Consider the following 22,025-nt stretch of genomic DNA (forward strand, 5'->3'; position numbering starts at 1 on the left):
GAGAGACGGAGACGGCTAGAAGTGGAGCGGGTGATGGGAATCGAACCCACGCCATCAGCTTGGGAAGCTGAGGTTCTACCATTGAACTACACCCGCATAGCTGCGGATTTTCAGGCGTTTCGGGCGTGATGTAAAGCGGCTGGCAGCGCACTCCCCCGCAATTCCGGGCGGGTCTTGGGGTAAAATTGCGGGTTCCGCATTTTACTGCCACCGCGGTGCCGCGATGACCGACACGATTTCAATCGAACTCAACGGCGCGCCGACGATGCTCGACGCGGATCTTACCCTGGCCGACCTGCTGCTCCGCGAGGGTCTGCTCGAGCGGCGCATCGCCGTGGAATACAACGGCGAGATCATCCCGCGCAGCCGCTACCCCGACATCCGCCTCCAGGCCGGGGACCGGCTCGAGGTGGTGCATGCCATTGGTGGTGGCGCGACATGACCGACGGAGAAGCTCCCATGACCTCGACCGACCTCAATCCGCCTACCGACCGGCCGCTGACCCTGGCCGGCCGCACCTATGGCTCGCGACTGCTGGTGGGCACCGGCAAGTATCGCGATCTCGCTGAAACCGAACAGGCGGTGGCCGCGAGCGGCGCCGAGATCGTCACGCTGGCCGTGCGTCGGGTGAACATCGGTCAGGACCCCAAGGCGCCCAATCTGCTCGATGCGATTCCGCCAGAGCGTTACACCCTGCTGCCCAACACCGCGGGCTGCTTCGATGCCGACAGCGCGGTGCGCACCTGCCGGCTGGCGCGCGAACTGCTGGGCGACTATCGGTTGGTGAAGCTGGAGGTCCTGGGGGACGAGAGAACGCTCTATCCCGACGTGCGGGCGACGCTGAAAGCCGCCGAGATCCTGATCCGGGACGGCTTCGAGGTGATGGTCTACACGAGTGACGACCCCATCGTGGCGCGCGAACTGGAAGCCATGGGTTGCATCGCCATCATGCCGTTGGGCTCGCTAATCGGCTCGGGAATGGGCATCGTCAATCCCTGGAACATCCTGACCATCGTCGAGCAGGCCAAGGTGCCGGTGCTGGTCGATGCCGGCGTCGGGACGGCGTCCGATGCCGCCTTCGCGATGGAACTCGGCTGCGACGGCGTGCTCATGAACACGGCCATTGCCGGCGCGCGCGAGCCCGTGCGCATGGCGCGCGCCATGGCGCTGGCCGTCGAAGCCGGGCGCGAAGCCTTCCTCGCCGGGCGCATTGCACGCAAGCGTTTCGCCAGCGCCTCTTCGCCCGTCGATGGGCTGTTCTTCACCCGGCCCTGAGGATCGATCGTGATGCCGTCCACCCTTCGTCCAGTGCGTAGCTTCGTGCGCCGCCAGGGTCGCATGACCCCCGCCCAGGAGCGCGCCTTCACGACGCTGATGGATTGCTACGCCGTCCCGGCGCAACCCGAAACGGTAGATCTGCCCGAGCTGTTCGGCCGGGTGGCGCCGACACTGCTGGAGATCGGCTTCGGAACCGGCGAAGCGCTGGTCGAGTTCGCACGAACGCACCCGGACTGGAACGCGCTGGGCATCGAGGTCCATCAGCCCGGCGTGGGGCGATTGCTCAATGCCGTGGACAAGGAAGGCCTCGCCCATGTGCGCGTGCACGCCGAAGACGCCGTGCCGTTTTTGTCGAATCGCCTGCGCCCGAGCCAGTTGGACCGGATCCATGTGTTCTTCCCCGATCCCTGGCCCAAGAAACGCCATCACAAGCGCCGCCTCATCCAGCCGGACTTCATCGCGCTGCTCAGCCGCCACCTCAAACCCGGCGGGGTCTTGCACTTGGCCACCGACTGGGAGGAGTATGCGTACCAGATGGCCGAAGTTCTGGGCAACCGACCGGAACTGAACAGTGCCAGCCAAGAAGCGTTCATTCCCCGCCCGCCCGAGCGGCCGCTGACCCGTTTCGAACAGCGCGGCCAGCGCTTGGGTCATGGTGTGTGGGACCTATGCTGCACCCGCGCGTCGGATGAGAACGCGGCGGACGTCCCGAGAAGTGCGGAGGGTTAAGCCATGTCGAAGCTACACCCGGTCATTGCCGTCACGGGTTCTTCCGGAGCCGGCACCAGCACCGCCCGGCTCGCTTTCGAGCACATGTTCACGCGCATGAACCTGCGCGCGGCCATCGTCGAGGGCGACAGTTTCCACGCCTACGACCGGGAAACCATGGCCCAGCAGCTGCATCGAGCCAGCGTGCGCGGCGAGCGTTTCAGCCATTTCGGCCCCTCGGCCAACCTGTTCGACAAACTCGAAGAATTGTTCCGCAGCTACGGCGCCAGCGGTCATGGCGAATCGCGCCGCTACCTGCATACCGACGCAGAAGCCTGCGCTTTCGGACAAAAAGCCGGCACGTTCACCCCGTGGACGCCCCTGCCGACGGACACCGACCTGCTGCTCTATGAAGGCTTGCACGGTGGTCTGGTGACCGACCGGGTCAATGTCGCCCAGCATGTCGATCTGTTGATCGGCCTGGTTCCCACCATCAATCTGGAGTGGATCCAGAAGATCCATCGCGACACCAACGAACGCGGCTACAGCCCCGAGCGTGTCAAGGAAACGATCCTCCGTCGCATGCACGACTACGTGCACTACATGGTCCCGCAGTTCTCCCAGACCGACATCAACTTCCAGCGCGTGCCCACCGTCGATACCTCCAACCCCTTCATCGCCCGCGACATTCCGACTCAGGATGAAAGTTTCGTGGTGATCCGTTTCAAGAATCCGCGCAAGTGGCCGGTGCATTTCCCGGAAATGCTGGCCATGGTTCAAGGCTCCTTCATGTCGCGGCGCAACACCATCGTCGTGCCTGGGGGAAAGATGGGCATGGCGATGGAAATCATCCTGATGCCGATCCTGGAGCAAATCATGCGCACTCGCGACAACGCCCGGCGCCGCAGCCGCAAAAAGATTTCGCCGCCCGAAACACGCTGAGCCATCCGGAGGTCTGCATGGACTACCGCCCCCTCGGTCGCACGCCCCTCACCACCAGCCTCATCGGGCTGGGCACCATGACCTGGGGGGAGCAAAACAGCGAAGTCGAAGCCCATGCCCAGATCGCGCAGGCGCTCGATGCCGGCGTCAACCTCATTGACGCGGCCGAGATGTATCCGGTCCCGCCGCGTGCCGAGACCCAGGGCCGCACCGAAACCATCCTCGGCAATTGGCTGGCCCGCAACCGGTCGCGACGCGATGACCTGATCATCGCCACGAAAGTGTCAGGCCGCGCGGATTGGTTGCCCTGGATTCGTGATGGACAAACCCGCCTGACGCGCGGCCAGATTACCGCTGCGCTCGATGCCAGCCTCGGCCGGTTGCAAACCGACTACATCGATCTCTATCAGTTGCACTGGCCGGACCGGGAAACCAACTTCTTCGGTCAGCTGGGCTATGAGCGTTCGGAAAGCGAAGCGGCCACCACGCCACTGTTGGAAACCTTGTCTACACTCGACGACCTGGTTCGCGCCGGCAAGATCCGGCAGATCGGCGTGTCGAACGAAACGCCCTGGGGACTGATGCGGTTTCTGGAAATTTCGGAGCGGCTCGGCCTGACGCGCATGGCCAGCATCCAGAACCCTTACAACCTGCTCAACCGCACCTTCGAGGTCGGCCTTGCCGAAATCGCCCATCGCGAGGATGTGCCGCTTCTGGCCTATTCGCCGCTGGCCTTCGGCGTGTTGAGTGGAAAGTACCTGGATGGGGCGCGCCCGCCCGCCGGCCGCCTCACCCGCTTCGAACGCTTCCAGCGCTACACCAACCCCCAGGCTGAAGCCGCTACCGCCGCGTATGTCGAGCTGGCGCGATCCCACGGACTGGAACCGGCGCAAATGGCGCTAGCCTATGTGCTGTCCCGGCCGTTCGTGAGCTCTGCCCTGATCGGCGCAACCACGACCGCTCAACTTGCCAGCAATCTTGCGGCGAGCGAGATTCGATTGCCCGATGCGCTCATCGCCGAAATCGAAGCCATTCATCGAGAACACCCCAATCCAGCCCCTTGACCCGAAAAGTCTCTCTTTTTCGAACTTTTCCGGCGTTTCCAGCCGCAGTTCCGCGGAACTTCAAGGACTTCAGTCGGTCCATTTGAACGAATCACGCCATTTGACTCGCTGGAACAGCGAATACCCACTGCGGGAGGTACCTCATGTTCGGACAACGCAAATCGATGACCGACCAAGCCCGTGCCAAAGCGCGCAAGGCCAGCCAGGAACTGAATCTGGATGCGCTCGATGACCTGCTCGATGACTTTGAAGCGATCACCATGGAGCGGTTGCAATCCCTGCGCGACAGCATTCGCAAGCGCACGGATCAGCTCCGCTGGGACGATTTGCGCGACAACGCCCAGCAGGAATTCAATCGGGCCAGTGAACAGACCGGTCGCTATGTTCGGCGCCATCCATGGCAGGCCGTTGGGCTGGCGGCCTTGGTGATCCTCGCGATCACGAGCCTGAAAGATCGCTCCTGAGCGGCAAGACCACCCAAGGATCCCAACGATGGCCACTCCCACACTCGGCGTTCAGGTCCGCCGTCTCGTCGCGCTTCTGGCCGAGACCGCCGGGACCCGAATCGATTTGGCGCGGCTGGAAATGACCGAATGGCGCGGCCACTGGGCTCGGGTCCTGGTGTTTTCCATCGGCGCATCGCTCAGTGGGTTCTTTGCAATCCAGACTCTGGTGATCGCCATTCTGGTGGAATGCTGGGACAGCTGCCGGGAAACCGCGGCGTGGTCGCTGGCGGGGGCGTTTGGCCTGGCGCTGCTGATCTGCCTCACCGGCCTGTATTTTGGGATCAAGGGCGGTCGCCGGTTTCTTCCCGCGACGCTCGAAGTATTGCGGGAAGATCTGGAGAACCTGAAAGATGAATAACAAGCGCCCATCGTCCACACAGACTCGAGCATCCGACAAAGCCCGGCTGCTGCGCCGGGCGGAACGCCAGCGCGGCCGCCTGCGCAGCCAGGCCGATCGGTTGCGTTCCCGGCTGGACCCGCGAACCCTGCTGAGCGGCGATCAACGCCCCGGCGCCGAACGGGCCGTCGCGTCGTCCTCGTCGAAGTTCTATCCGCTCGTGGTAGGCGCCGTCGGCTTGATCGTTCCGCGCTTGATCCGGCGCCATCCGGTGCTGCGAGTCGCTGCTTTGGGATGGAGCGCGTACCAATTCCTGAGCGGGTTTCGGCGCGAATCCGGGTCCACGCAGCCTGGCAGGCGCGGCCGGACCCGCGCTGAGCGCATCGACTAAAACGCTCGCGGGCTCGCGGGTCCGCACGAGGGGCGACTCGAAACGACGTCACTTGGCCACGCGGCACGGGGGTGCGATCATTGCCCCCGGGCCGTGCGCTGTCGGTGATGCGCCCCCCAAACGGCCAGGCCGCTGGGAACACATCGCGCTGGACCGCCCGGGCGATCCAGCATTTGCGGCCGAAAAGAAGAATTCCGGAAAGGATTCCGGGAGCGAACCGTGACCCAAGGAAGGATTGATCATGAAATCGCTGCTGCATGGGCTCGCCATCCTGATCGCGGGCGGCTTGCTGTATCTCATCGGGCTAATGGTCTGGGTCGAGATCCAGCGACGCGGGGATCGTTACTTTGCGCGCCCGCTCGCCGAGCGGCGCCGGTTCGTCCAGCGCCTCAAATGGCACGCCCGCTACGTTCGACCGATCTTCGAGGCGATCGCGCGCCTCAAGCGCCCGACCAAAGTGCCGCTCATGCGCTACGGCCGGGTTACGGGACCTTTGATGATGAGCAGCAAGAAATCCTACGCGGGCACGCTGCATTACCAGCCGGAGGCGGCTGACATCTTCATCGCCACCCAGATGAAATGCGGCACCACCTGGATGCAGCAGATCGTCTTTGAAATCCTGCACGGCGGCGCGGGCGATCTGTCCGACGCCGGCTATCGCCACATGTACGCGGTGAGTCCCTGGATCGAGACCAGCCCGACCTCCAGCGTGCCGATGGCGCGCGCTCCGCTCGTCGGCCCGCGCCGCAACCGCATCATCAAGACCCATATGCCGGCCCAGCTCATTCCGCACAGCGATCTGGCCAAATACATCTACGTCACGCGCCATCCGGTCAGCTGTTTCGCCAGCTGCGTGGATTTCATCTATAAGGGCATGGGGCCGCTGACACCAACGCGCGCAGACATGCTCGACTGGTTCTGCAGCGACGACATGTGGTGGATGTCCTGGCCGGACAACGTCGAGAGCTGGTGGCAGCGCAGCCAGCAGCATGCCAACGTGCTCTTCGTGCATTACGAGGATCTGAAACGCGATCTGGAAGGCGGAATCCGCCAGGTGGCTGCCTTCCTCGCGGTCCCGCTGACCGACGCCCAGGTCGCCACGATCGTGCACAAGGCCGGTTTCGACTACATGCGCGAGCACGAGGAGGAATTCGAGATGTTCGCACCCAATCTGTTCAGCGTGTCGACCCCCGAAAACATCCGCTACATGCAATCGGGCGCGCTCGACCGGCACAAGGACGCCGGGCAAGCCGAACGCGAACGCATTCTCGCCTTCTGCCGGGCCCGGCTCGCCAAGGCCAGCTACCCGGCGGAGCGGTTCTATCCTGACCTCGCACCATAGCGTCGAACGGAGAGCGGTGTGACCGGATTCGCCTGCACCCGACGGGATCCGGTCTGCGGACATCCACAGCCCGCGTGGTGGCCGAATCCGCTCAGTTTGATTACTGTTTCATGACAGCCCGCGCCGCCGTGCCGCTCCTGAAAGGTCGGTCAACCCGTGAAACACGCGAAACTCCCCGATCGCCGCCGATGGTCAGCGTGGCGCCTGGTGCGCATTGGCTTGACATGCGGAAGCGTGGCATCGATCAGCGTGGTGCTGACCGGATGTCAGGGATTGCTGCCGCGCACCTCGAGTGAGGTGCGTGATTCCTGGGCCGATTTCGGGCAGGCCCATGACGCCATTGAACGCATCGTGCCGTATGACACCGAGCGCGCCGAACTCGCCGCCAAAGGTCTGGAACCGGGAAAGAATCCCGCCATCACCCTGCTCAGCTTTGCGGACGTTTCCCAGCGATTCGCTTTGGGCAGCGCACTGACACCCGAGTCACTCGATCGGGGCCTGTCGGACTGCTTCGCTGCCGGCAAGCGCTGCACGGGCTATTCCGTCTCGGTGCATCAGGTCAAACGCCGCCGGGTCGGCAATTTCTGGCTCGATGCCTTCAACTTCGTTCGCATCACCGACTCCACCGGCTGGACATTCAATGCCTTGGTTCTTTTCGTGGACGATCAGGTCGTCTACACCTTGATGGGCGGTCAACCCCGCATCAGCGAACGGGATCAGGTCCGCAATCCGCTGGGCCCGCTGCAAAGCTGGGGCGACGTCCTCGCCAAGCGATCATTGAACTGACGCGACGGGACGCTGTTCACCGTGCCGCTCGACCGTGTCCGGCAGGTCTCGGCTGCGGTGTGGCCGCGTGGCGCTGTTGCCGGCGCCAGGCCATGAACGCGAGGATCGCGCCGAGGGCAATCGCACCATTGACCGCCCCGGTGGCCGGGTTGCCGGGCCGGTAGCCGAAAGTTGCCAGATGCGTGGCCAGAACGGCGAACAAGGCGACGGCCAGACTACCGATCAGGCGACGCCGGAGCGCAACGGCATCCGGCCCCAGCCCACTCGCTGACAACGCAAAGGCCAGGGCGGCCATGAGTCCCCACCACGGCCCCACGCCCAGCAGCGCTGTCCACGCCGCCCCGGCGAGCGCCAACGGCCAGCCCCACACCCAGGCGATCCACCCCCGATGCATCCAGCTCTCGTGCGCCCGTTTGGTGATCCACAGATTGACCCCGGTCACGCACAGCACCGTCAGTCCCAGACCCAGCAGGCCATACAACCACGGTGTCAGCCAGCCGCCGAACTGGCCGAAATGCAGCCGGTACACCGAATAGGCCAGTTGCCGCCCGACCGGTCCGCTAGCCAGTGCCTGATCGTCGATGAAGCGGCCATCCCGCGTGAATCGATAGATTTCCGAATAGACCAGTCTGCCCGGCAAGGTGGCTGCGATCTCCACGAGGGCGCGCGGTGTCCCCGGGTTTTGCAGCGCGATGTAGATCGGCTCGGCCGCAGGTTCGCGCGCGCGCAGCGCCTGCAGCGCCCGCCCGAGATCCAAGGGCGCCGCAGCATCTTGCGCAGGCTCGATGTCCGCGCCGTAAACGAGATCGTAGACCGCTTCGCGGTCATTCTGGTGGAACACGGCGGCATAGCTGCTGAAAAACACGCCGGCCAGCCCCATGAAGGCGCCGGTCAAGGCGATCATGAGCGCGAAAGGCAGGCCCCACACACCGATGCGATTGTGCAGATCCACCTGGAAAAGCCGCCCGGAAGCGCCACTACGCCAGCGAAAGGCGTCGCGGACGAGATTGGGATGGGCCAGAACGCCGGACAGCAGCAGGGCGCCCAGCATGATGCCGGTTATGCCGACCAGGATCAGTCCCCAGGTCTCGGCCAGATGCAACCGGACGTGCAGGGCCTGAACCAGACTGCTCCAGGGCGCCGCAAGCCGCTCGCCCAATGCGCCATCAGCTGTCACGAACCACTCGTCCTCCAGACCGCTGATATGGACATGCAGTCGCGGCGCGGTGGCCGTTGGCAGGATGAGGTAGAGCGTGTCGGGCGGCGTGGCCTGTTGCGCAAGAGCGGCCGCGACGGCCTGATGGAGCTGGGCCGGCGAGTACGCGAGGCGCTCGTCGATGTGCGGTTGCTCCCAGCGTTCGAAATCGCTGAAGAACACGGTCAGCGTGCCGGTCAGGCACACCACATACAGCAACGCGCCCAGCGCCAGGCCCAGCGCAGAATGCGCCTGCAGGGATTGCCGCACGGTGGCGGCCGCACGAATCGCCTTCATCCGGGCACCGCCATGTGCAGCACCAGACCGCTGGCGCCGGCCAAGCCGACCATGGTCATCAGCGGCCGCACCCTATTGGGGGCAGCCAAAGCCCAGAAGGTCAACGTTGGCCAAATCACGAGAAACAGCAGCATCGCCACCACCAGCCGGTCGGCAGGATCACCGGGAAGACCCGCAGCCCCTGCCACCCCGACCAGCAATGCCGCCAGCCCAGCCAAGGGACCGGCCAGCACGAACGGCCCGATCGCTCGCCCGGCCTGCGCCAAGCCCGCACGGGGTGCACGCTGCCGGGCCTTCGGCTCGACGGGCGCATGCCTGAACTCGCGGTTCAGAAATACCGCCACCCAAGCCAAAACGGTCCAGGAAACCAGCCAGTAGACGGCCGCGTACTCGGGGCCATCCCGACTGACCCATAAGATCAGCGCTGCAAGGGTGGCGATCAACGCCACCCCCGCCGCGACCGGGCGGCGCTGTTTCCAGGAGAAAAACAGCGCCGCCACCGCCAAGAGCTGCAGCGAGAGGATGATCACCGCCATGGGTGATCACCCGGGCCTGCCACAGCGGTACGCCCATTGCTGTTCACTTATAAAGCCCCTCAGAAGCTGTAGCGCAAACCTGCCGTGACCGTGCGCTCCTCGCCGAACCAGCAATTGTTGGCGTCATAGCAGCTGTAATAGCGCTCGTCGAACAGATTGGTCGCGGTAAGAGACGCCGTGAAGCCCTCCAGACTGCTCGACACCTGGCCGAGGTCATACAGCAGATTCATGTCCACTAGGGTGTGCGATGGCACGGTATCGGTATTGAGGGCATCGAGCTGGGTCTCGCCCAGATAACGCACGCCAGCGCCGAGTTCGGCACCGGCCACTGCGCCCTGCGTGAACCGGTAGGCCACCCACAGCGCAGCCATCTCCTCGGCGACCCAGACCGGTGTCTTGCCTTCCAGGCCATTGTTGTCCTTGGTGATTTCCGCGTCGAGCACGGTGGCGCTGAATGCGACCGCGAGATTGGCCAACGGCCGGCTGGTGAGATTCAACTCAACCCCCTGAGAGCGCGTCTCCCCGGCCTGGATGAGATCGTTGGGACCACCATCGGGATCGCGGGTGATGTCGTTTTCCTTGGTGATGGTAAAGCCGGCCAGCGTCGCACTGTGACGACCGTCGCCGGAGGTAAACTTGAGGCCGGTTTCCCACTGGGCTGCTTCGGCCGGGTCGAAGCGCTCGCCCCGGCGATTGCTGCCGGCCAGCGGCTCAAAGCTTTCCGAATAGCTGACGTAGGGCGCCCAGCCATTGTCGAACTGATACAGCGCACCGACGCGCCCGGTGAAATCGTCCTGATCAAAGTCATCATCCACGGAGGACCCATACTTGTCGCCGGATTCGCTCGATTCGTAGCGGTCGTAGCGGCCACCGCCGAGGAAGACCCACCGACCGGCCCGAACCTGGTCCTGGAGGTAGACCCCGGTCTGCTCATACGACAGATCGAAATCCGCACCAAAGGCGAAACGGGAGTTGAATGCCAGCGCCTGCGGATCGATCGCGCGGTTGTTCGGGTTGAACAGATCGATGGGAACCGTCGCCGCATCCTTGTACAGGATGCTGGAATCGAGCTTCAGATAATCAACACCCACCAGCAGATTGTGCTGGACACGTCCCCAATCAATCCGGCCGGAAAGTTGGTTGTCGATGGTGATGCCCTCGCTTTCCTCATCGGTGAGGTAGGCACGCCGCCCCAGTGTGCGATTGTCGGCCGCCAGGCCGGTGTTGTAGGTGTTTTCCTGATACACGCTGCCATCGAAGTAGCGCGCGTTCTGCAGGAAGTTCCAGCGATCGTTGAACTGGTGGCTGATCTTGTAGCCTGGCATCAGAACGTCGCGGTCGAAGGTGTTGTAGTTGGCATCGCCTGCGTAGAAGTCCGGATCCAGTCGCCCGTTGGGATTGTCGTAGACGGTGCCACGGGCGGGAATGGCGTTGTAGATTCCCGCCGACGGGTCCTGCTGCAGATAGAGGTTGAAGTTCAACAGCGTGGCATCCGTCACCTGCCAGTTCACGGACGGCACGAACAGATAGCGTTCCTCCTCGGAGGTCACCGCCTGCCCGTCGCGCTGGCGTCCCAGCGCCACCACGTTGTAAGACACGGATGGATCACCGATGGTGCCGGTGAACTCACCCTTGGCCTCGAGCAATTCACGGGTTCCGAATTCGACTCGCAGGTCGTTGTAGCGGGCCGTGTCCGGCTGCTTGGCAATCAGATTGACCAGCCCACCCGGCGGCTGGTTGCCGTAGAGCACCGACGTCGGCCCCTTGAAGACCTCGATTGCCTCCACGGCCCACGGATCGATCTGCGGCACCAGGTTCCAGCCGTTGTTCAGCAGCAGCAAGCCGTCATAGGCCGTCTTGGCTTCCTGGAAACCGCGAATGCTGTATTGATCCAGCCGCGTCACCGCCCCACCGCGCAACTCCGGCGTAACCCCCGGCGTGTAGCGCAAGGCCTCGCTGATCGAATCACCTCCGCGCGTTTCGATCGCCTCGCGATCGACCACATCCACGCTTCCCGGCGTTTCCGACGGCTCCAGCGCTGACTTGGTGGCGGTGCTGCGAGACAGGTCCCCCTGTACGATCACCGGCACCAGCGCCGTGTCCTCATTCGCAGATTGCGCCGCGACGGGATTTGCCACACCCGACATCACGCCCACGGAGACCAGGGTGAGGGAAAGCGGCATCGATGAGATGGACGACATGGCGTTGAGCTTCCTTCTATTTAATGCTGACGCAAATGATAACTAGAATCATTATATAAATTAAGAGCAATGAAACCACACTCACCTCCTCCCCTACAGGCCAACCCCAGCCACCGGTGTTCCATCCGGCTTCAGCCGCGGCGCAGGACCGGCCCGGAATCGGTCAGTCGGGCTGGCCGCGGCCCCGTGGCACGCCGTCAGGCACGGCCGGAACGTCCCCAATCGCCCATCCGCCGCGCATCAACCCAGCGGCGCGGCGCACGGCGTATTCGATCAGCAGGGTGGCGGCGATCATGACGGGCATCATTCCGGCGACCTGCCAAACCCCCAAAGTCTGATATCCGATCAGGCCCATGGCCCAACAGATCAGGGTCCACTGCACCACATAAAGCGTCGTGACATGCCGACTCAGATAAGTCAGGGCAGCACGAAACCCGCGCTGATGGCGCAAAGGCACGGCGAGAAACCGAGCGCCGAGGTAGAACACGCACAGCCCGGCACCGATCAGGTACACCGCCCCACCCGGCCCGGTGTGGAAAAAGTCATTGAAGTGATAATCCCAGTCGGTCATCGTCACCAGGCCACCCCCGATCAACAGGATCAGCCCAAGTGCGCCAGCCGCGCGCAGCAACGCCAGCTCGTCTCGCCCGTGCTCCCGATAGACCATGCCCAAAAACATCCCCACCAGAATGTTGGCAATCCAGGGAAACACCGGGAAATACACGTTCCACTCGGTTCCCCACAACAGATCCAGGACGGCATCCACCGGCGGATACCCGATACGTGTTCCGCGGACCAGCGCCGAAAATCCGACGGCCCCGAAAGCGAGCGCCAGGACGCCATATTTGTGGGTCACGAAGTGCCGAACCAGGCCGATCAGGAAGAACGAGATTCCCGCCATGGCCAGGATATCGCCCGTGCCGATCAGATAAAGGGCCTGGGTCAGCGTCAACGGCGAGTGCCAGCCGTAGGCCGCGATGAATGCCTCGGGCATGGTGCCGAAAACATAAATGGGCACGATGAACTTCAACACATTCAGGCCGTAGGCCACCAGCAGAATGACGGCGCCGCGGCGCAGCGCGCTGCCGAGACGCTGATCGCGCACCACCATGAACGAGAACCCCATGGTGATCAGAAAGGCGCAAGCCCCTTGCCCGGCGACGTGCACCCAATGCCCGAAGCTCGAATCCGCCTGCGCCTCACGGCTTCCGAACATCCACAGGGTGTGCACGGCGATCATGAAAAAAACCGCAGCGCCGCGCGCCAGATCAATGGAAAACACCCGCTGGCTAGCGGCGGGTGGCGCAGTATCCGGCACCACGTCCGTGTGGACCAGCGGATCGGCACGAACCGTCATGATGTGCTCCAAGGGGTTGGGCGGTGAGCCGCAAGAGGGTTGTCCAGCTGTCCGGCAAAGGACAGTCCTTCGAAAGGATCAGCCAGATCGATCAGCTGCTGGTTGTTCCGCAGTTGAAGCCGGTTCAGACAGGACAGATCGAAGCGCTCGACGAACAGGTCCCGTTCGGCAAACCGCCCGGCGAGCTCCGGATGCGCCTGCTGGTAATCGATCACACAATCCGCCACCCGAGCCCAGAAGCGGGCCGGGGAATAGCCTGCCTGATCGAGCAGAATGGCACTCAGGTATCGGAAAAAGCAGTCGAACACATCAGTGAAAATGGACAGGGTTTCCTTGTCCTCGGGCATCTTGACCGCGATCCGGGCGATTTTTCCCGGAACCGGAGTGTGCCCATTGAGCACGGCAACTTCCTCGCCGATGTCTTTCATGATCGCCCCAACCGGCACATCGTCTTCGATCACCAGGATGACGTTCTCGCCATGGGGCATGAACGCCAGCCCATAGCGGAAGTAACAGTGCATGACTGGCACGAGGTAGGCCCGAAAATAGCGGCTGAGCCACGCATCCACTGATTGCCCCGAACGCTGGATCAATGCCGGCAACAGAGCATCGCCGCGCGCATCGATGTGCAGCAGGGCGGCCATGGTCATCAGGCGTTGGTTGGCGCCGAGCCGGGACACCGGGCTCTCTCGCCACAAGGCGGCCAGTGTCTTGTTCAGATGACCGCGGCGCAGCGACGCCGCAGCGTAGGTCGGATGGCGGTAGCCGATGCCCGCAACCTCCCGCAATACGCTGAATCCCTGCCGCTGCAACTCGGCATCCTCCGCCACCAGTTTTGCCACCCAGTCGTTGACGGCCGGATTGGTCTGCATGTAGTCAGCCGACAGCCCGCGCGTGAACCCCATGTTCAATACCGACAGCGCCATCTTGACGTAGCGTTTGCCGGGGTTGCTGATGTTGAACAGGGTCCGGATGGACTGCTGAGCCAGATAGGCATCATCCCCGGGACCCAGATACACCAGATCGCCGGTAGCCAGTTCCCCCGCATACAGGTGCGAAAGCTTGTTGACCCATTGCCAGGGGTGGACGGGAATCCAGAGATAGTCTTCCGGCGCCCGCCCCTGATCGGTGAGCTGCTGCTCGAAACGCCGCCGCGTCGTCAGATCCAGCTCCTCGCCCATCAGCTGCTGGTAATCCAGATCCCGGCTGCCGGTGAACCGCGCGCGGCTCCGATGCGCAGCCAACCAGACGAGCTGCATCGGCGCTGCGGCCTCCGGCGCATAGCGCTGCATGTCGCGGGCATCGAAGCCGATCCGGCCACTGTTGGCGATGAATGCCGGATGCCCCTCGGTCATGGCCGTCTCGATGGTCTGCAGGTCTGCCCCGGCCAGCTCCTCCGCCGACCATGGGCACGCCTGGTATTTCCGCGCCCGGGCGGCGGCCGTGGCCGCGATTTCCTCGACGTATACCGGCAGGTTCTGCGGCTTGATCCCGAGCGTCTCGGCGAACTCCACGATGAACTCGGCGGCGTCCAGCACCCCAGGCTCGCCGTGGACGCGTCGCTGGATGGAGGCCGGATCGATGTCCCAGTGATCGAGTGGCAGCCGTCGGGCCTTGAAGGTGTACCGGACTGCGCCATCCGGGCTGGTCAGCTCGTAGCGTCCCCATTCGCCCTGCCAACCGGTCTGCAGCGGCCGGACGATGCGCTCGTGGGAAAACTCCGCCAGCGCTTTGCGCACCAACGCGCGATTGGCCGTCTGCCAGTGCATGCTGTCAATCATCTGGACCGCGTCAGCAGTCGCCACGGGGGTATCCTGGTTGGCCAGCGCCGTGCGCCACCGGCAAGCCGCCTCGAACTGGTCTCGCGTGCAAAACGCCAGATAGGCGGTTTTCTCGCCCATCTGCACCACCTGCCGATGAATGAATCCAACGCGCCGGTTCAAGGCATGAATCTTGTGATTCCGCCAGTCCGGCTCGACCACCACGCGACGCGTCCCAGGCAAGCTGAACAGATAGGCCATGACCGTGCGCATCACGGCCAGACTGAACCCGTGCAGCGGCTGATCGGCCGGCGCGATGAGCAGATGCATGCCCACATCGCCCGGCCGGACGCTGTAGCAACCGCCCACCGGATCGGTGGCCGGATCATAGCGTTCCACCAAAAAGGCCGGCGCGTCGTTGAACAGGCCAATGTAGGCGGCACAACCCGACTTGGCCTTCAGCTCAGCGTAGAACGCCGCAACATCCGACACCGAAGACTCCGGCATGCCCCAGTAGCGCGCATAAGGCGCACTGGTCCAGCGCTGGACTTGCCAGGCATCCTGCTCCGGCACCAGAGGGCGTAGGGAAAATTCACCGAGCGGATCGGTGCGGCAGAACAACCCCGGGGCATTCAGGCCGAGGGCATGCGTGCGAGTGATGGCCACAGGCGACTCCCGAACAGCACAAGGAAAACAGCAGCGGTCAGCGTGAATCCAGCCAGGGCGACGAAGAACGGCATCTGCAGACTGTACCCAGACACCACTGATCCAACCGCAAACGATGCCATGAGCACCCCGACATTCTGGAAGATGTGGATCTTGCTGAAATCAATGGCGTAGTGATGGCGACTGCTCAGCTCGAACACCAGCACTTCAAGCCGCACAGTGCCCTGGAACAGCGCCCAGCCGAAAATGACGCGACCCAGGACAATGGCCACCGGATGCGGCACGCTCTGAATGGCTGCACCGATCATGGCGACGACCAGCGCCTGGAGTACGATCGAAAAGCTGCTCCGCTCACGTTTGGAGCGGCTGTTCAGCCACAAACCCACCAAGGCCACCCAGGCCGGAATGGCGTAGATAATCCCGGCCACGAGTTCGCTGCCGCCCAGGGCGACCGATTCCCAGTAGCGGGAAAAGAACGGCCGCATCATGAACGCGCTGAGATAGAACAACAGACTGATCACGCCCAGCTGGATGATCAGCGGATTGCCCGTCGTTGCGACCGGCTCTACCTCCACCGGCGTGTCGAGAGGCGCTTGCCGCCAGGCGATGGCGCGCGCGCGGATGATCAGGCTGCACACGACGACCTGCAGCGCGTCAGTTGCGGCCATGATGAGATAGATGACGCGCGGCTCGGCAAACTCCAGCATGGCCCCACCGAGTAGCGCGCCGCCGATGGCACCGAAGTGCATCAGTACCGAGAACATTCCGGCCACACCCAAATGCCGGTCCTTTTCCTCCAGCCGCATCACCATTGGATAGATCAGCAGGTAGCTGGCCTTGAACACGAGCATGGTCTGGGTGATGACCCAGAAGTGCAGCAGCGATTCGGTGAAATACGCGGCAATCCCGAGACTTCCCGCAGCAATCTGCGTCACCACCCAGATATGGAACTCGTTGATGCGTCGCGCCAGCTTGGCCCAAAACGGCAGCGCCACCATCACCGTGAAGCAGCAGGCGGCGATGTAGAATCCAACATGCTCCGGGCTGGTGTTGCCGAATTCCCGGGCGAAGAACTGCGGATAGAACGGCAGCAGCATGGTGTCGGCCACTACGGACACCAGCGTCAGCAGGATCAGACCGTGTTTGAGCGTCATGAGGCCACCCGATCGAGCGCACGCGAAGGGGTCGCCAGATCGCCCGGCACGCCGAACTCCTGGAAGGCGATGCGTTCTTCGATGGGATAATGTTCCACCCCGGTCATCGCCCTGATGATGTGCGAATTGCGATAGCAGGCCATGCCCAGATCCGGCGTGACGAAGCCATGCGTATGCAGCTCGGCGTTCTGGACGAAGATCTCCTCGCCGGCACGGTCGATGGTGTAGTTCTGCGCAACGGCGAAGCGACCAGCCGTGTCGAAGCGGATCCGTCCGGCAATCCCGGCCAGGAAGGCCGGCGGGGTGTATCGATAGCCGGTTGCCAGGATCAAGCCGTCGGTGCCCAGCACATAGTCACAGCCCTGCTCGGTGTGGTGCAGCGATAACTGAAGCTCGCCGCCGACCCGCACCAGGCCGCGCAATTCACTGTTGGTGAACAGCCGAACCCGCTGGCCCAGATCCTCGCCCCGCGCATCCATGACCAGCCGCTTCTGGTAGAGCAGCTCATGGATGTCGTTGATCAACGAGCCGTTGATGCCCTTATAAAGATTGGTCTGGCTGGCGATCAGCGTATCGCGCGTCCGGGTGGGCAGGGCATGGAAATAGCGCACGTATTCGGGCGAGGTCATCTCCAGGGTGAGCTTGGTGTATTCCAGCGGCACGAAGCGCGGCGAGCGCGTCACCCAGTTGAGCGTGTAGTCGTGGCGCTCGATGCCCTGCAAGAGATCGACGAAGATCTCCGCCGCACTTTGGCCGCTGCCCACCACGGTGATCTGACGCAAGCGCTTGAGCGCTTCGTGCCGGTTCAGGTAGTCGCCGGCGTGATGCACATGGGCAGCCTTTCGGATCTCGGCTTCACAGCACGTCGGCCACCAGGGCGCGGGACCCGTCCCGAGAACCAGCCGTGCCGCCCGGTATGTGACCGGCGCACCACTGCGCACATCGCGCGTGGACACCTCGTAGCAGCCGCCGGGCTCGTCGTAGCGGATCGCTTCGACGCGCGTATTCCAGCGGATGCTGCCCAGCTGCGCTGCCGCCCATCGGCAATAGCGGTTGTATTCGCGCCGCAGCAGGAAAAAGTCCTCCCGGATGTAGAACGAATAGATCCGGCCCTGGCGCTTGATGTAATTGAGAAAGCTCAGTGGATGGGTCGGATCGGCCAAGGTCACCAGATCCGACAGAAACGGCGTTTGCAGGTGCGCGTCATCGAACATCACGCCGGGATGCCAATCAAATTCGGGATTCTGGTCGACGAAGATTCCGTCCAGTCCCGCGATGGTCGAGGTCAGGCAGGCCAGGCTGAGGTTGAACGGCCCGACGCCGATCGCCAGGAAATCGTGGATTCGTTGCGCGGCGCTCATGTCAGTTGACTCCACAGATCCGGGCGTCGCCCTGCAGTGCAGGCGAACAGGCATCCAGAAACGCCTGACCGTGCGTGCGCAATGCGCTCAGCACTGCCCGAATGTCGGTCAGCGTGGTTGCCGGATTGAGCAGGGTGAACTTGAGATACGACCGACCCGCCTCCCGGGTGGCGGCAACCAGTGCCCGGCCATCCCGCATCAAGGCCTTGCGGATGGCGGCATTCAACTCGTCGAGCAGCGCCGGATCGGTTACGCCCGCGGGCCGGTAGCGGAACACCAGCGTGCTAAGCTCAGGCCGGTGCAGGACCTCGAAATCCGCATCCTGTGTCAGCAGGGTGTGCGCCGCCTGAGCCAGCGCCATGACCTGCTCGAACGCCTCCCCCAACTTGTCGGGCCCCAATACCCGCAAGGTCATCCAGAGCTTCAAGGCATCGAAACGGCGTGTGGTCTGAAGGCTCTTGCACACCAGATTCGGCGTCTTCTCTTGGGTTTGGCTGCGCGGGTTGAGATAGTCGGCGTGATAGGTCAGACAGGACAGATGATCGCGGTCCTTGACCATGAACGCGCTGCAGCTCACCGGCTGGAGAAAGGACTTGTGGAAATCCACCGTGACCGAATCGGCCTGCTCGATGCCCGCCAGTCGTTCGCGACAGTTGGGAGACACCAGCAAACCGCAACCATAGGCCGCATCGGCATGGAGCCACAGCCCCGCCTGCCGGCAGATCGGCGCCAGCTCCGCGATGGGATCGATGCTGCCGAAGTCTGTCGAGCCCAGCGTCGCCACCACGGCGATCGGCGTGTGCCCGGTTCGTCGGCATTGATCGATGGCGTTCGTCAGCGCCACCGGTGACATCCGGTAGTCGGCATCGCAGTCCACCGGAACGACGGCGTCGGCCCCGAGACCGAGAACGGAAGCCGCTTTCTGCAGGCTGAAGTGAGCGATTCGCGAGGCCAGGATGCGGAAGCGCGCGGCCTCGGCCGGGAGCCCCTGCTTCTGGATGCTGTACCCGTCGAGCCGCACCAGACTGTAGTGGTCCCGGGCCAGCAGCAGGGCCATCAGGTTGGATTGCGTCCCGCCGCTGGTGAAAACCCCGTCTGCCCGGGCATCGAAACCGATCCGCCGGGCCGTCCAATCGATGAGGTGCTGCTCGATCAGTGTCGCGCCCGCGCTCTGGTCCCAGGTATCGACCGACGAATTCACCGCCGCAGTGATGAGCTCCGCTGCCACCGCCGGATAGGCGATGGGGCAGTTCAGGTGCGCCATGTAGCGCGGATGATGGAAATACACCGCGTCATGCAGATACAGCTTTTCGAGTTCATCGAGCGCCGCTTCGAACGACGCCAGAGGCTGGTCGAGCCCGACGGCTTCGAACGCGGTCGCCAGCTCGGCCGGTAGAACGCCCGAAAACGGCTGCTGAACCTGATCGAACCGCCCCAACAGAGTCTGCGTCACCTGCCCGACGGCGCTCGCGAAATCGGCTGCATTGCGGCCGTTGAGTAGCCCGCTGTCGATCCAGTCCTGTGAACGACCCCATGGCGCATCGTCGATCACCTCAACCCGTTTCCCCATCGACATTACACACCCCCAAAGCGGATCATGGTTACGTGCCGTAGATTATAATGATTCTCATTCGCTATTCAACAAGATTATTTTTCTCACTTGTAGGGCATCTGCGGGTAACGGTTACCCAAGCACCGCGGCGGGTTAAACTAGCCCTTTAGGCACCCCCCTGACCCTCATGCTGCTATCTCTGCACAACGTCGATCTGCGCCTGGGCGGCCCCATGCTGCTGAATCAGGCGTCGCTCACCGTGAATCCCGGCGAACGGCTCGCCCTACTGGGGCGAAACGGCGCCGGAAAGTCGTCTCTGTTGCGGCTCATCGCCGGCACGCTGACGCCGGATGCCGGGCACTGCCGGCTTCAGAGCGGCGCACGCGCGACCCTGCTGGCCCAGGAGGTCCCCACCGAGTGGACGGGAACCGTCGCCGCAGTCATCGAGGCGCTGTTCGCCGCTGCACATGGCGCCGACGCCCCGCCAACGCCGCCCTGGCACACCGAGCGCTGGCTCTCGGAGCTGGGTGTCGATCCGGCAGCCGACTTTGCCGCGCTATCGGGTGGCATGAAGCGCCGCGCCCTGCTGGCCCGCGCACTGGCCGATGAACCGGATCTGCTGTTGCTCGACGAACCCACCAACCACCTCGATCCCGCCCAGATCGAATGGCTGGAGAATCTGCTGCTGCAACGCTTCAAGGGCAGTCTGATTTTTGTGTCCCACGATCGCCGCTTCATTCGCCGCCTGGCCGGGGGCATCCTGCACCTGGATCGTGGCCAGCTCACCCGCTGGCCTGGGGATCTCGATCACTACATCGAGGAGCGCGAGGCGGCTCTGGCCATTGAAGATCGACACAACGCGCTGTTCGACAAGCGGCTGGCTCAAGAGGAGCAATGGATTCGACAGGGCATCAAGGCGCGCCGCACACGCAACGAAGGCCGGGTTCGGGCACTCGAAGCCCTGCGGCGTGAACGTGCGCAACGACGCAACGCCATGGGACAGGCCCGGATCGAGCTCGAGGCGGCCACGCCATCGGGGCGGCTGGTCGTGGAGGTCGACAGCATCGGTCATCGCTTCGATCCGACCCGCAACCTGATCACCGACTTTTCGACCACCGTCATGCGCGGCGACAAGATCGGCATTGTGGGACCGAATGGCTGCGGCAAGACCACGTTGCTGCGCATCCTGCTGGGCGAACTCGCGCCGGATCAGGGACAGGTGCGCCATGGAACGCGGCTGGAAGTCGCCTATTTCGATCAGCTCCGGACCGCACTGAATGATGATGAACGGCCGATCGATATCATCGGAGGCGGCAAGGAGACGGTGACGATCAATGGGCGCGAGCGGCATGTGATCGGCTATCTGCAGGATTTTCTGTTCTCCCCCGAACAGTCCCGCGCCCCCATTGCCAAACTCTCCGGTGGTGAACGCAACCGCTTGCTGATCGCTCAGCTTTTTGCCCGGCCCGCCAACCTGCTGGTGCTTGACGAACCGACCAATGATCTCGATGTCGACACCCTGGAACTGTTGGAAGAACGGCTCGTCGCCTTCGACGGGACACTGCTGATCGTGAGCCACGACCGTGAGTTTCTGGATCGCGTGGCCAGCAGTTGCATCGTTTTCGAAGGCGCTGGACAGGTAAGCGAGTACATTGGCGGTTACAGCGACGCTCTACGGCAGAGCGAAGCGCGCGCAAGCGCGACCCAGCCTTCCGCGGCGTCACCCGCCGCGCCCAAGCCCGTGCCGCCATCGCCGCCCAGCAGCAAGCGCAAACTCAGCTACAAGGATGAGCGGGAGCGCCTCGCGCTCCCCGAACGCATCGAACGCCTCGAAGCAGATCTGGAGCGCCTGGGCTCGCGCATGGCCGATCCGGATTTCTACCGCCGCGATGCGGCGGATATCGCCGCCGACCAGCACACGCTGCAGGAGCTGGAAGCTGCCCTTGTTGAGGCCTATGAACGCTGGGAATCGCTGGAAGCCCAAGCCCAGAGCGTACGCGCTCAGGAACCTGAACGACGCAGCAGCACATAAAGCGCGCCGGTTCCGCCATCGGATGACGGTGCCGAACAGAACGCCAGCACTTGGTCGCAACGCGCGAGCCATCGATTGACTGCGGCCTTGAGCACGCTGCGGCCCTGCGGCGACCGCAGGCCCTTACCGTGCACGATGCGCACGCAATGGATCTGCTGCGTGCGACATTCGCACAAGAACTGGTTGAGCGACTCATGCGCCTGGGCTTGCGTCAGGCCGTGCAGATCGATTCCGGCCTGGATGGCATAGCGACCCCGGCGCAGCCGCCGCAACAACTGGCTTTGCACGCCAGCACGCAGGTAGCGCAACTCCTCGCCGGTTTCCAGGTCGGGGTCGATGGGGCCATACAGCGATTCATGGAGCACCGCCGCTTCACCTGCTTGGTGACGGTGGGCCCGCGCGGGGATCGGCGGGAGCGTGACGGCACTGAACGTGTGAGTAAGTGGCACGACATCGGCCACAGCCTCGCGAAACAGGGCCGCATCGTCATCCGGCAAAGAGTGGTCGGATTTCGCCATGAGCATTCCCACGCAACGCGCCGCTACCGACTGAAAGAGCGC

20 protein-coding genes and 1 tRNA gene are annotated in these 22,025 nt (G+C 63.6%); 11 read left to right on the top strand and 10 right to left on the bottom strand.

The annotated features are described in order from the left end of the window. Positions 1 to 22 precede the first annotated feature (22 nt). Positions 23 to 96: transfer RNA gene (locus E4680_RS10730), tRNA-Gly, on the bottom strand. Between the two features lie 127 nt (positions 97 to 223). Here E4680_RS10730 and thiS point away from each other — a divergent pair. From thiS to E4680_RS10780, 10 genes are all read left to right on the top strand, one after another. Beyond that, positions 224 to 442 carry a sulfur carrier protein ThiS gene (gene thiS, locus E4680_RS10735; RefSeq protein WP_135282415.1) on the top strand — a complete coding sequence of 73 codons (219 nt, stop codon included), beginning with the start codon at positions 224 to 226 and terminating at the stop codon, positions 440 to 442. Positions 443 to 459: 17 nt separating this feature from the next. Beyond that, a complete protein-coding gene (locus E4680_RS10740; protein ID WP_135282416.1) occupies positions 460 to 1,275 on the top strand; it encodes a thiazole synthase in 816 nt (271 codons plus the stop codon). Between the two features lie 12 nt (positions 1,276 to 1,287). Continuing rightward, positions 1,288 to 2,007 carry a tRNA (guanosine(46)-N7)-methyltransferase TrmB gene (gene trmB, locus E4680_RS10745; RefSeq protein ID WP_135282417.1) on the top strand — a complete coding sequence of 240 codons (720 nt, stop codon included), beginning with the start codon at positions 1,288 to 1,290 and terminating at the stop codon, positions 2,005 to 2,007. Positions 2,008 to 2,010: 3 nt separating this feature from the next. After that, positions 2,011 to 2,928 carry a phosphoribulokinase gene (locus tag E4680_RS10750; RefSeq protein ID WP_135282418.1) on the top strand — a complete coding sequence of 306 codons (918 nt, stop codon included), beginning with the start codon at positions 2,011 to 2,013 and terminating at the stop codon, positions 2,926 to 2,928. A 17-nt stretch (positions 2,929 to 2,945) separates the two neighbouring features. Further along, a complete protein-coding gene (locus E4680_RS10755) occupies positions 2,946 to 3,992 on the top strand; it encodes an NADP(H)-dependent aldo-keto reductase (protein ID WP_135282419.1) in 1,047 nt (348 codons plus the stop codon). Between the two features lie 143 nt (positions 3,993 to 4,135). Beyond that, positions 4,136 to 4,456, top strand: a complete 321-nt coding sequence (locus E4680_RS10760) for a DUF883 family protein (protein WP_135282420.1) — start codon at positions 4,136 to 4,138, stop codon at positions 4,454 to 4,456. Between the two features lie 28 nt (positions 4,457 to 4,484). Then, complete coding sequence (locus E4680_RS10765; protein WP_135282421.1) at positions 4,485 to 4,856, top strand: phage holin family protein; 372 nt, start codon at positions 4,485 to 4,487, stop codon at positions 4,854 to 4,856. Continuing rightward, the gene (locus E4680_RS10770) at positions 4,849 to 5,226 is read left to right on the top strand and encodes a hypothetical protein (protein ID WP_135282422.1); all 378 of its coding nucleotides are present in this window, start codon (positions 4,849 to 4,851) and stop codon (positions 5,224 to 5,226) included. Before E4680_RS10765 ends, E4680_RS10770 begins: the two co-directional genes overlap by 8 nt. Positions 5,227 to 5,467: 241 nt before the next feature. Then, a complete protein-coding gene (locus E4680_RS10775; RefSeq protein ID WP_135282423.1) occupies positions 5,468 to 6,568 on the top strand; it encodes a sulfotransferase domain-containing protein in 1,101 nt (366 codons plus the stop codon). 234 nt (positions 6,569 to 6,802) lie between these two features. Further along, the gene (locus tag E4680_RS10780; RefSeq protein ID WP_135282424.1) at positions 6,803 to 7,354 is read left to right on the top strand and encodes a hypothetical protein; all 552 of its coding nucleotides are present in this window, start codon (positions 6,803 to 6,805) and stop codon (positions 7,352 to 7,354) included. A 16-nt stretch (positions 7,355 to 7,370) separates the two neighbouring features. Here the strand turns inward: E4680_RS10780 and E4680_RS10785 are convergent, their stop codons facing one another. The 8 genes from E4680_RS10785 to E4680_RS10820 all read right to left on the bottom strand — a co-directional run bounded on the left by E4680_RS10785 (position 7,371) and on the right by E4680_RS10820 (position 19,451). Next, entirely contained in the window at positions 7,371 to 8,846 is a 1,476-nt protein-coding gene (locus tag E4680_RS10785) for a PepSY-associated TM helix domain-containing protein (protein WP_135282425.1), read from the bottom strand. Then, entirely contained in the window at positions 8,843 to 9,382 is a 540-nt protein-coding gene (locus E4680_RS10790) for a hypothetical protein (RefSeq protein ID WP_135282426.1), read from the bottom strand. Before E4680_RS10790 ends, E4680_RS10785 begins: the two co-directional genes overlap by 4 nt. A 59-nt stretch (positions 9,383 to 9,441) precedes the next feature. After that, the gene (locus E4680_RS10795) at positions 9,442 to 11,583 is read right to left on the bottom strand and encodes a TonB-dependent siderophore receptor (RefSeq protein WP_135282427.1); all 2,142 of its coding nucleotides are present in this window, start codon (positions 11,581 to 11,583) and stop codon (positions 9,442 to 9,444) included. Between the two features lie 163 nt (positions 11,584 to 11,746). Beyond that, on the bottom strand, positions 11,747 to 12,940 hold the full coding sequence (locus E4680_RS10800) for a heparan-alpha-glucosaminide N-acetyltransferase domain-containing protein (RefSeq protein ID WP_135282428.1): 1,194 nt from the start codon (positions 12,938 to 12,940) through the stop codon (positions 11,747 to 11,749). After that, positions 12,937 to 15,366, bottom strand: coding sequence for a GNAT family N-acetyltransferase (locus tag E4680_RS10805; protein WP_205688904.1), 2,430 nt, complete (start codon positions 15,364 to 15,366; stop codon positions 12,937 to 12,939). Before E4680_RS10805 ends, E4680_RS10800 begins: the two co-directional genes overlap by 4 nt. Beyond that, the gene (locus E4680_RS10810) at positions 15,333 to 16,520 is read right to left on the bottom strand and encodes an MFS transporter (protein ID WP_135282429.1); all 1,188 of its coding nucleotides are present in this window, start codon (positions 16,518 to 16,520) and stop codon (positions 15,333 to 15,335) included. Before E4680_RS10810 ends, E4680_RS10805 begins: the two co-directional genes overlap by 34 nt. Next, the gene (locus E4680_RS10815) at positions 16,517 to 17,881 is read right to left on the bottom strand and encodes a lysine N(6)-hydroxylase/L-ornithine N(5)-oxygenase family protein (RefSeq protein ID WP_135282430.1); all 1,365 of its coding nucleotides are present in this window, start codon (positions 17,879 to 17,881) and stop codon (positions 16,517 to 16,519) included. Before E4680_RS10815 ends, E4680_RS10810 begins: the two co-directional genes overlap by 4 nt. Position 17,882: 1 nt before the next feature. Next, complete coding sequence (locus E4680_RS10820; RefSeq protein ID WP_205688905.1) at positions 17,883 to 19,451, bottom strand: pyridoxal phosphate-dependent decarboxylase family protein; 1,569 nt, start codon at positions 19,449 to 19,451, stop codon at positions 17,883 to 17,885. A gap of 169 nt (positions 19,452 to 19,620) precedes the next feature. Here E4680_RS10820 and E4680_RS10825 point away from each other — a divergent pair, with 169 nt between their 5' ends. Then, the gene (locus E4680_RS10825) at positions 19,621 to 21,465 is read left to right on the top strand and encodes an ATP-binding cassette domain-containing protein (RefSeq protein ID WP_135282432.1); all 1,845 of its coding nucleotides are present in this window, start codon (positions 19,621 to 19,623) and stop codon (positions 21,463 to 21,465) included. Here the strand turns inward: E4680_RS10825 and E4680_RS10830 are convergent. Then, the gene (locus E4680_RS10830) at positions 21,435 to 21,983 is read right to left on the bottom strand and encodes a Smr/MutS family protein (protein ID WP_240696191.1); all 549 of its coding nucleotides are present in this window, start codon (positions 21,981 to 21,983) and stop codon (positions 21,435 to 21,437) included. The genes E4680_RS10825 and E4680_RS10830 overlap by 31 nt on opposite strands. Positions 21,984 to 22,025 lie beyond the last annotated feature (42 nt).

This window comes from Candidatus Macondimonas diazotrophica, assembly GCF_004684205.1.
Lineage (GTDB): Bacteria > Pseudomonadota > Gammaproteobacteria > UBA5335 > UBA5335 > Macondimonas > Macondimonas diazotrophica.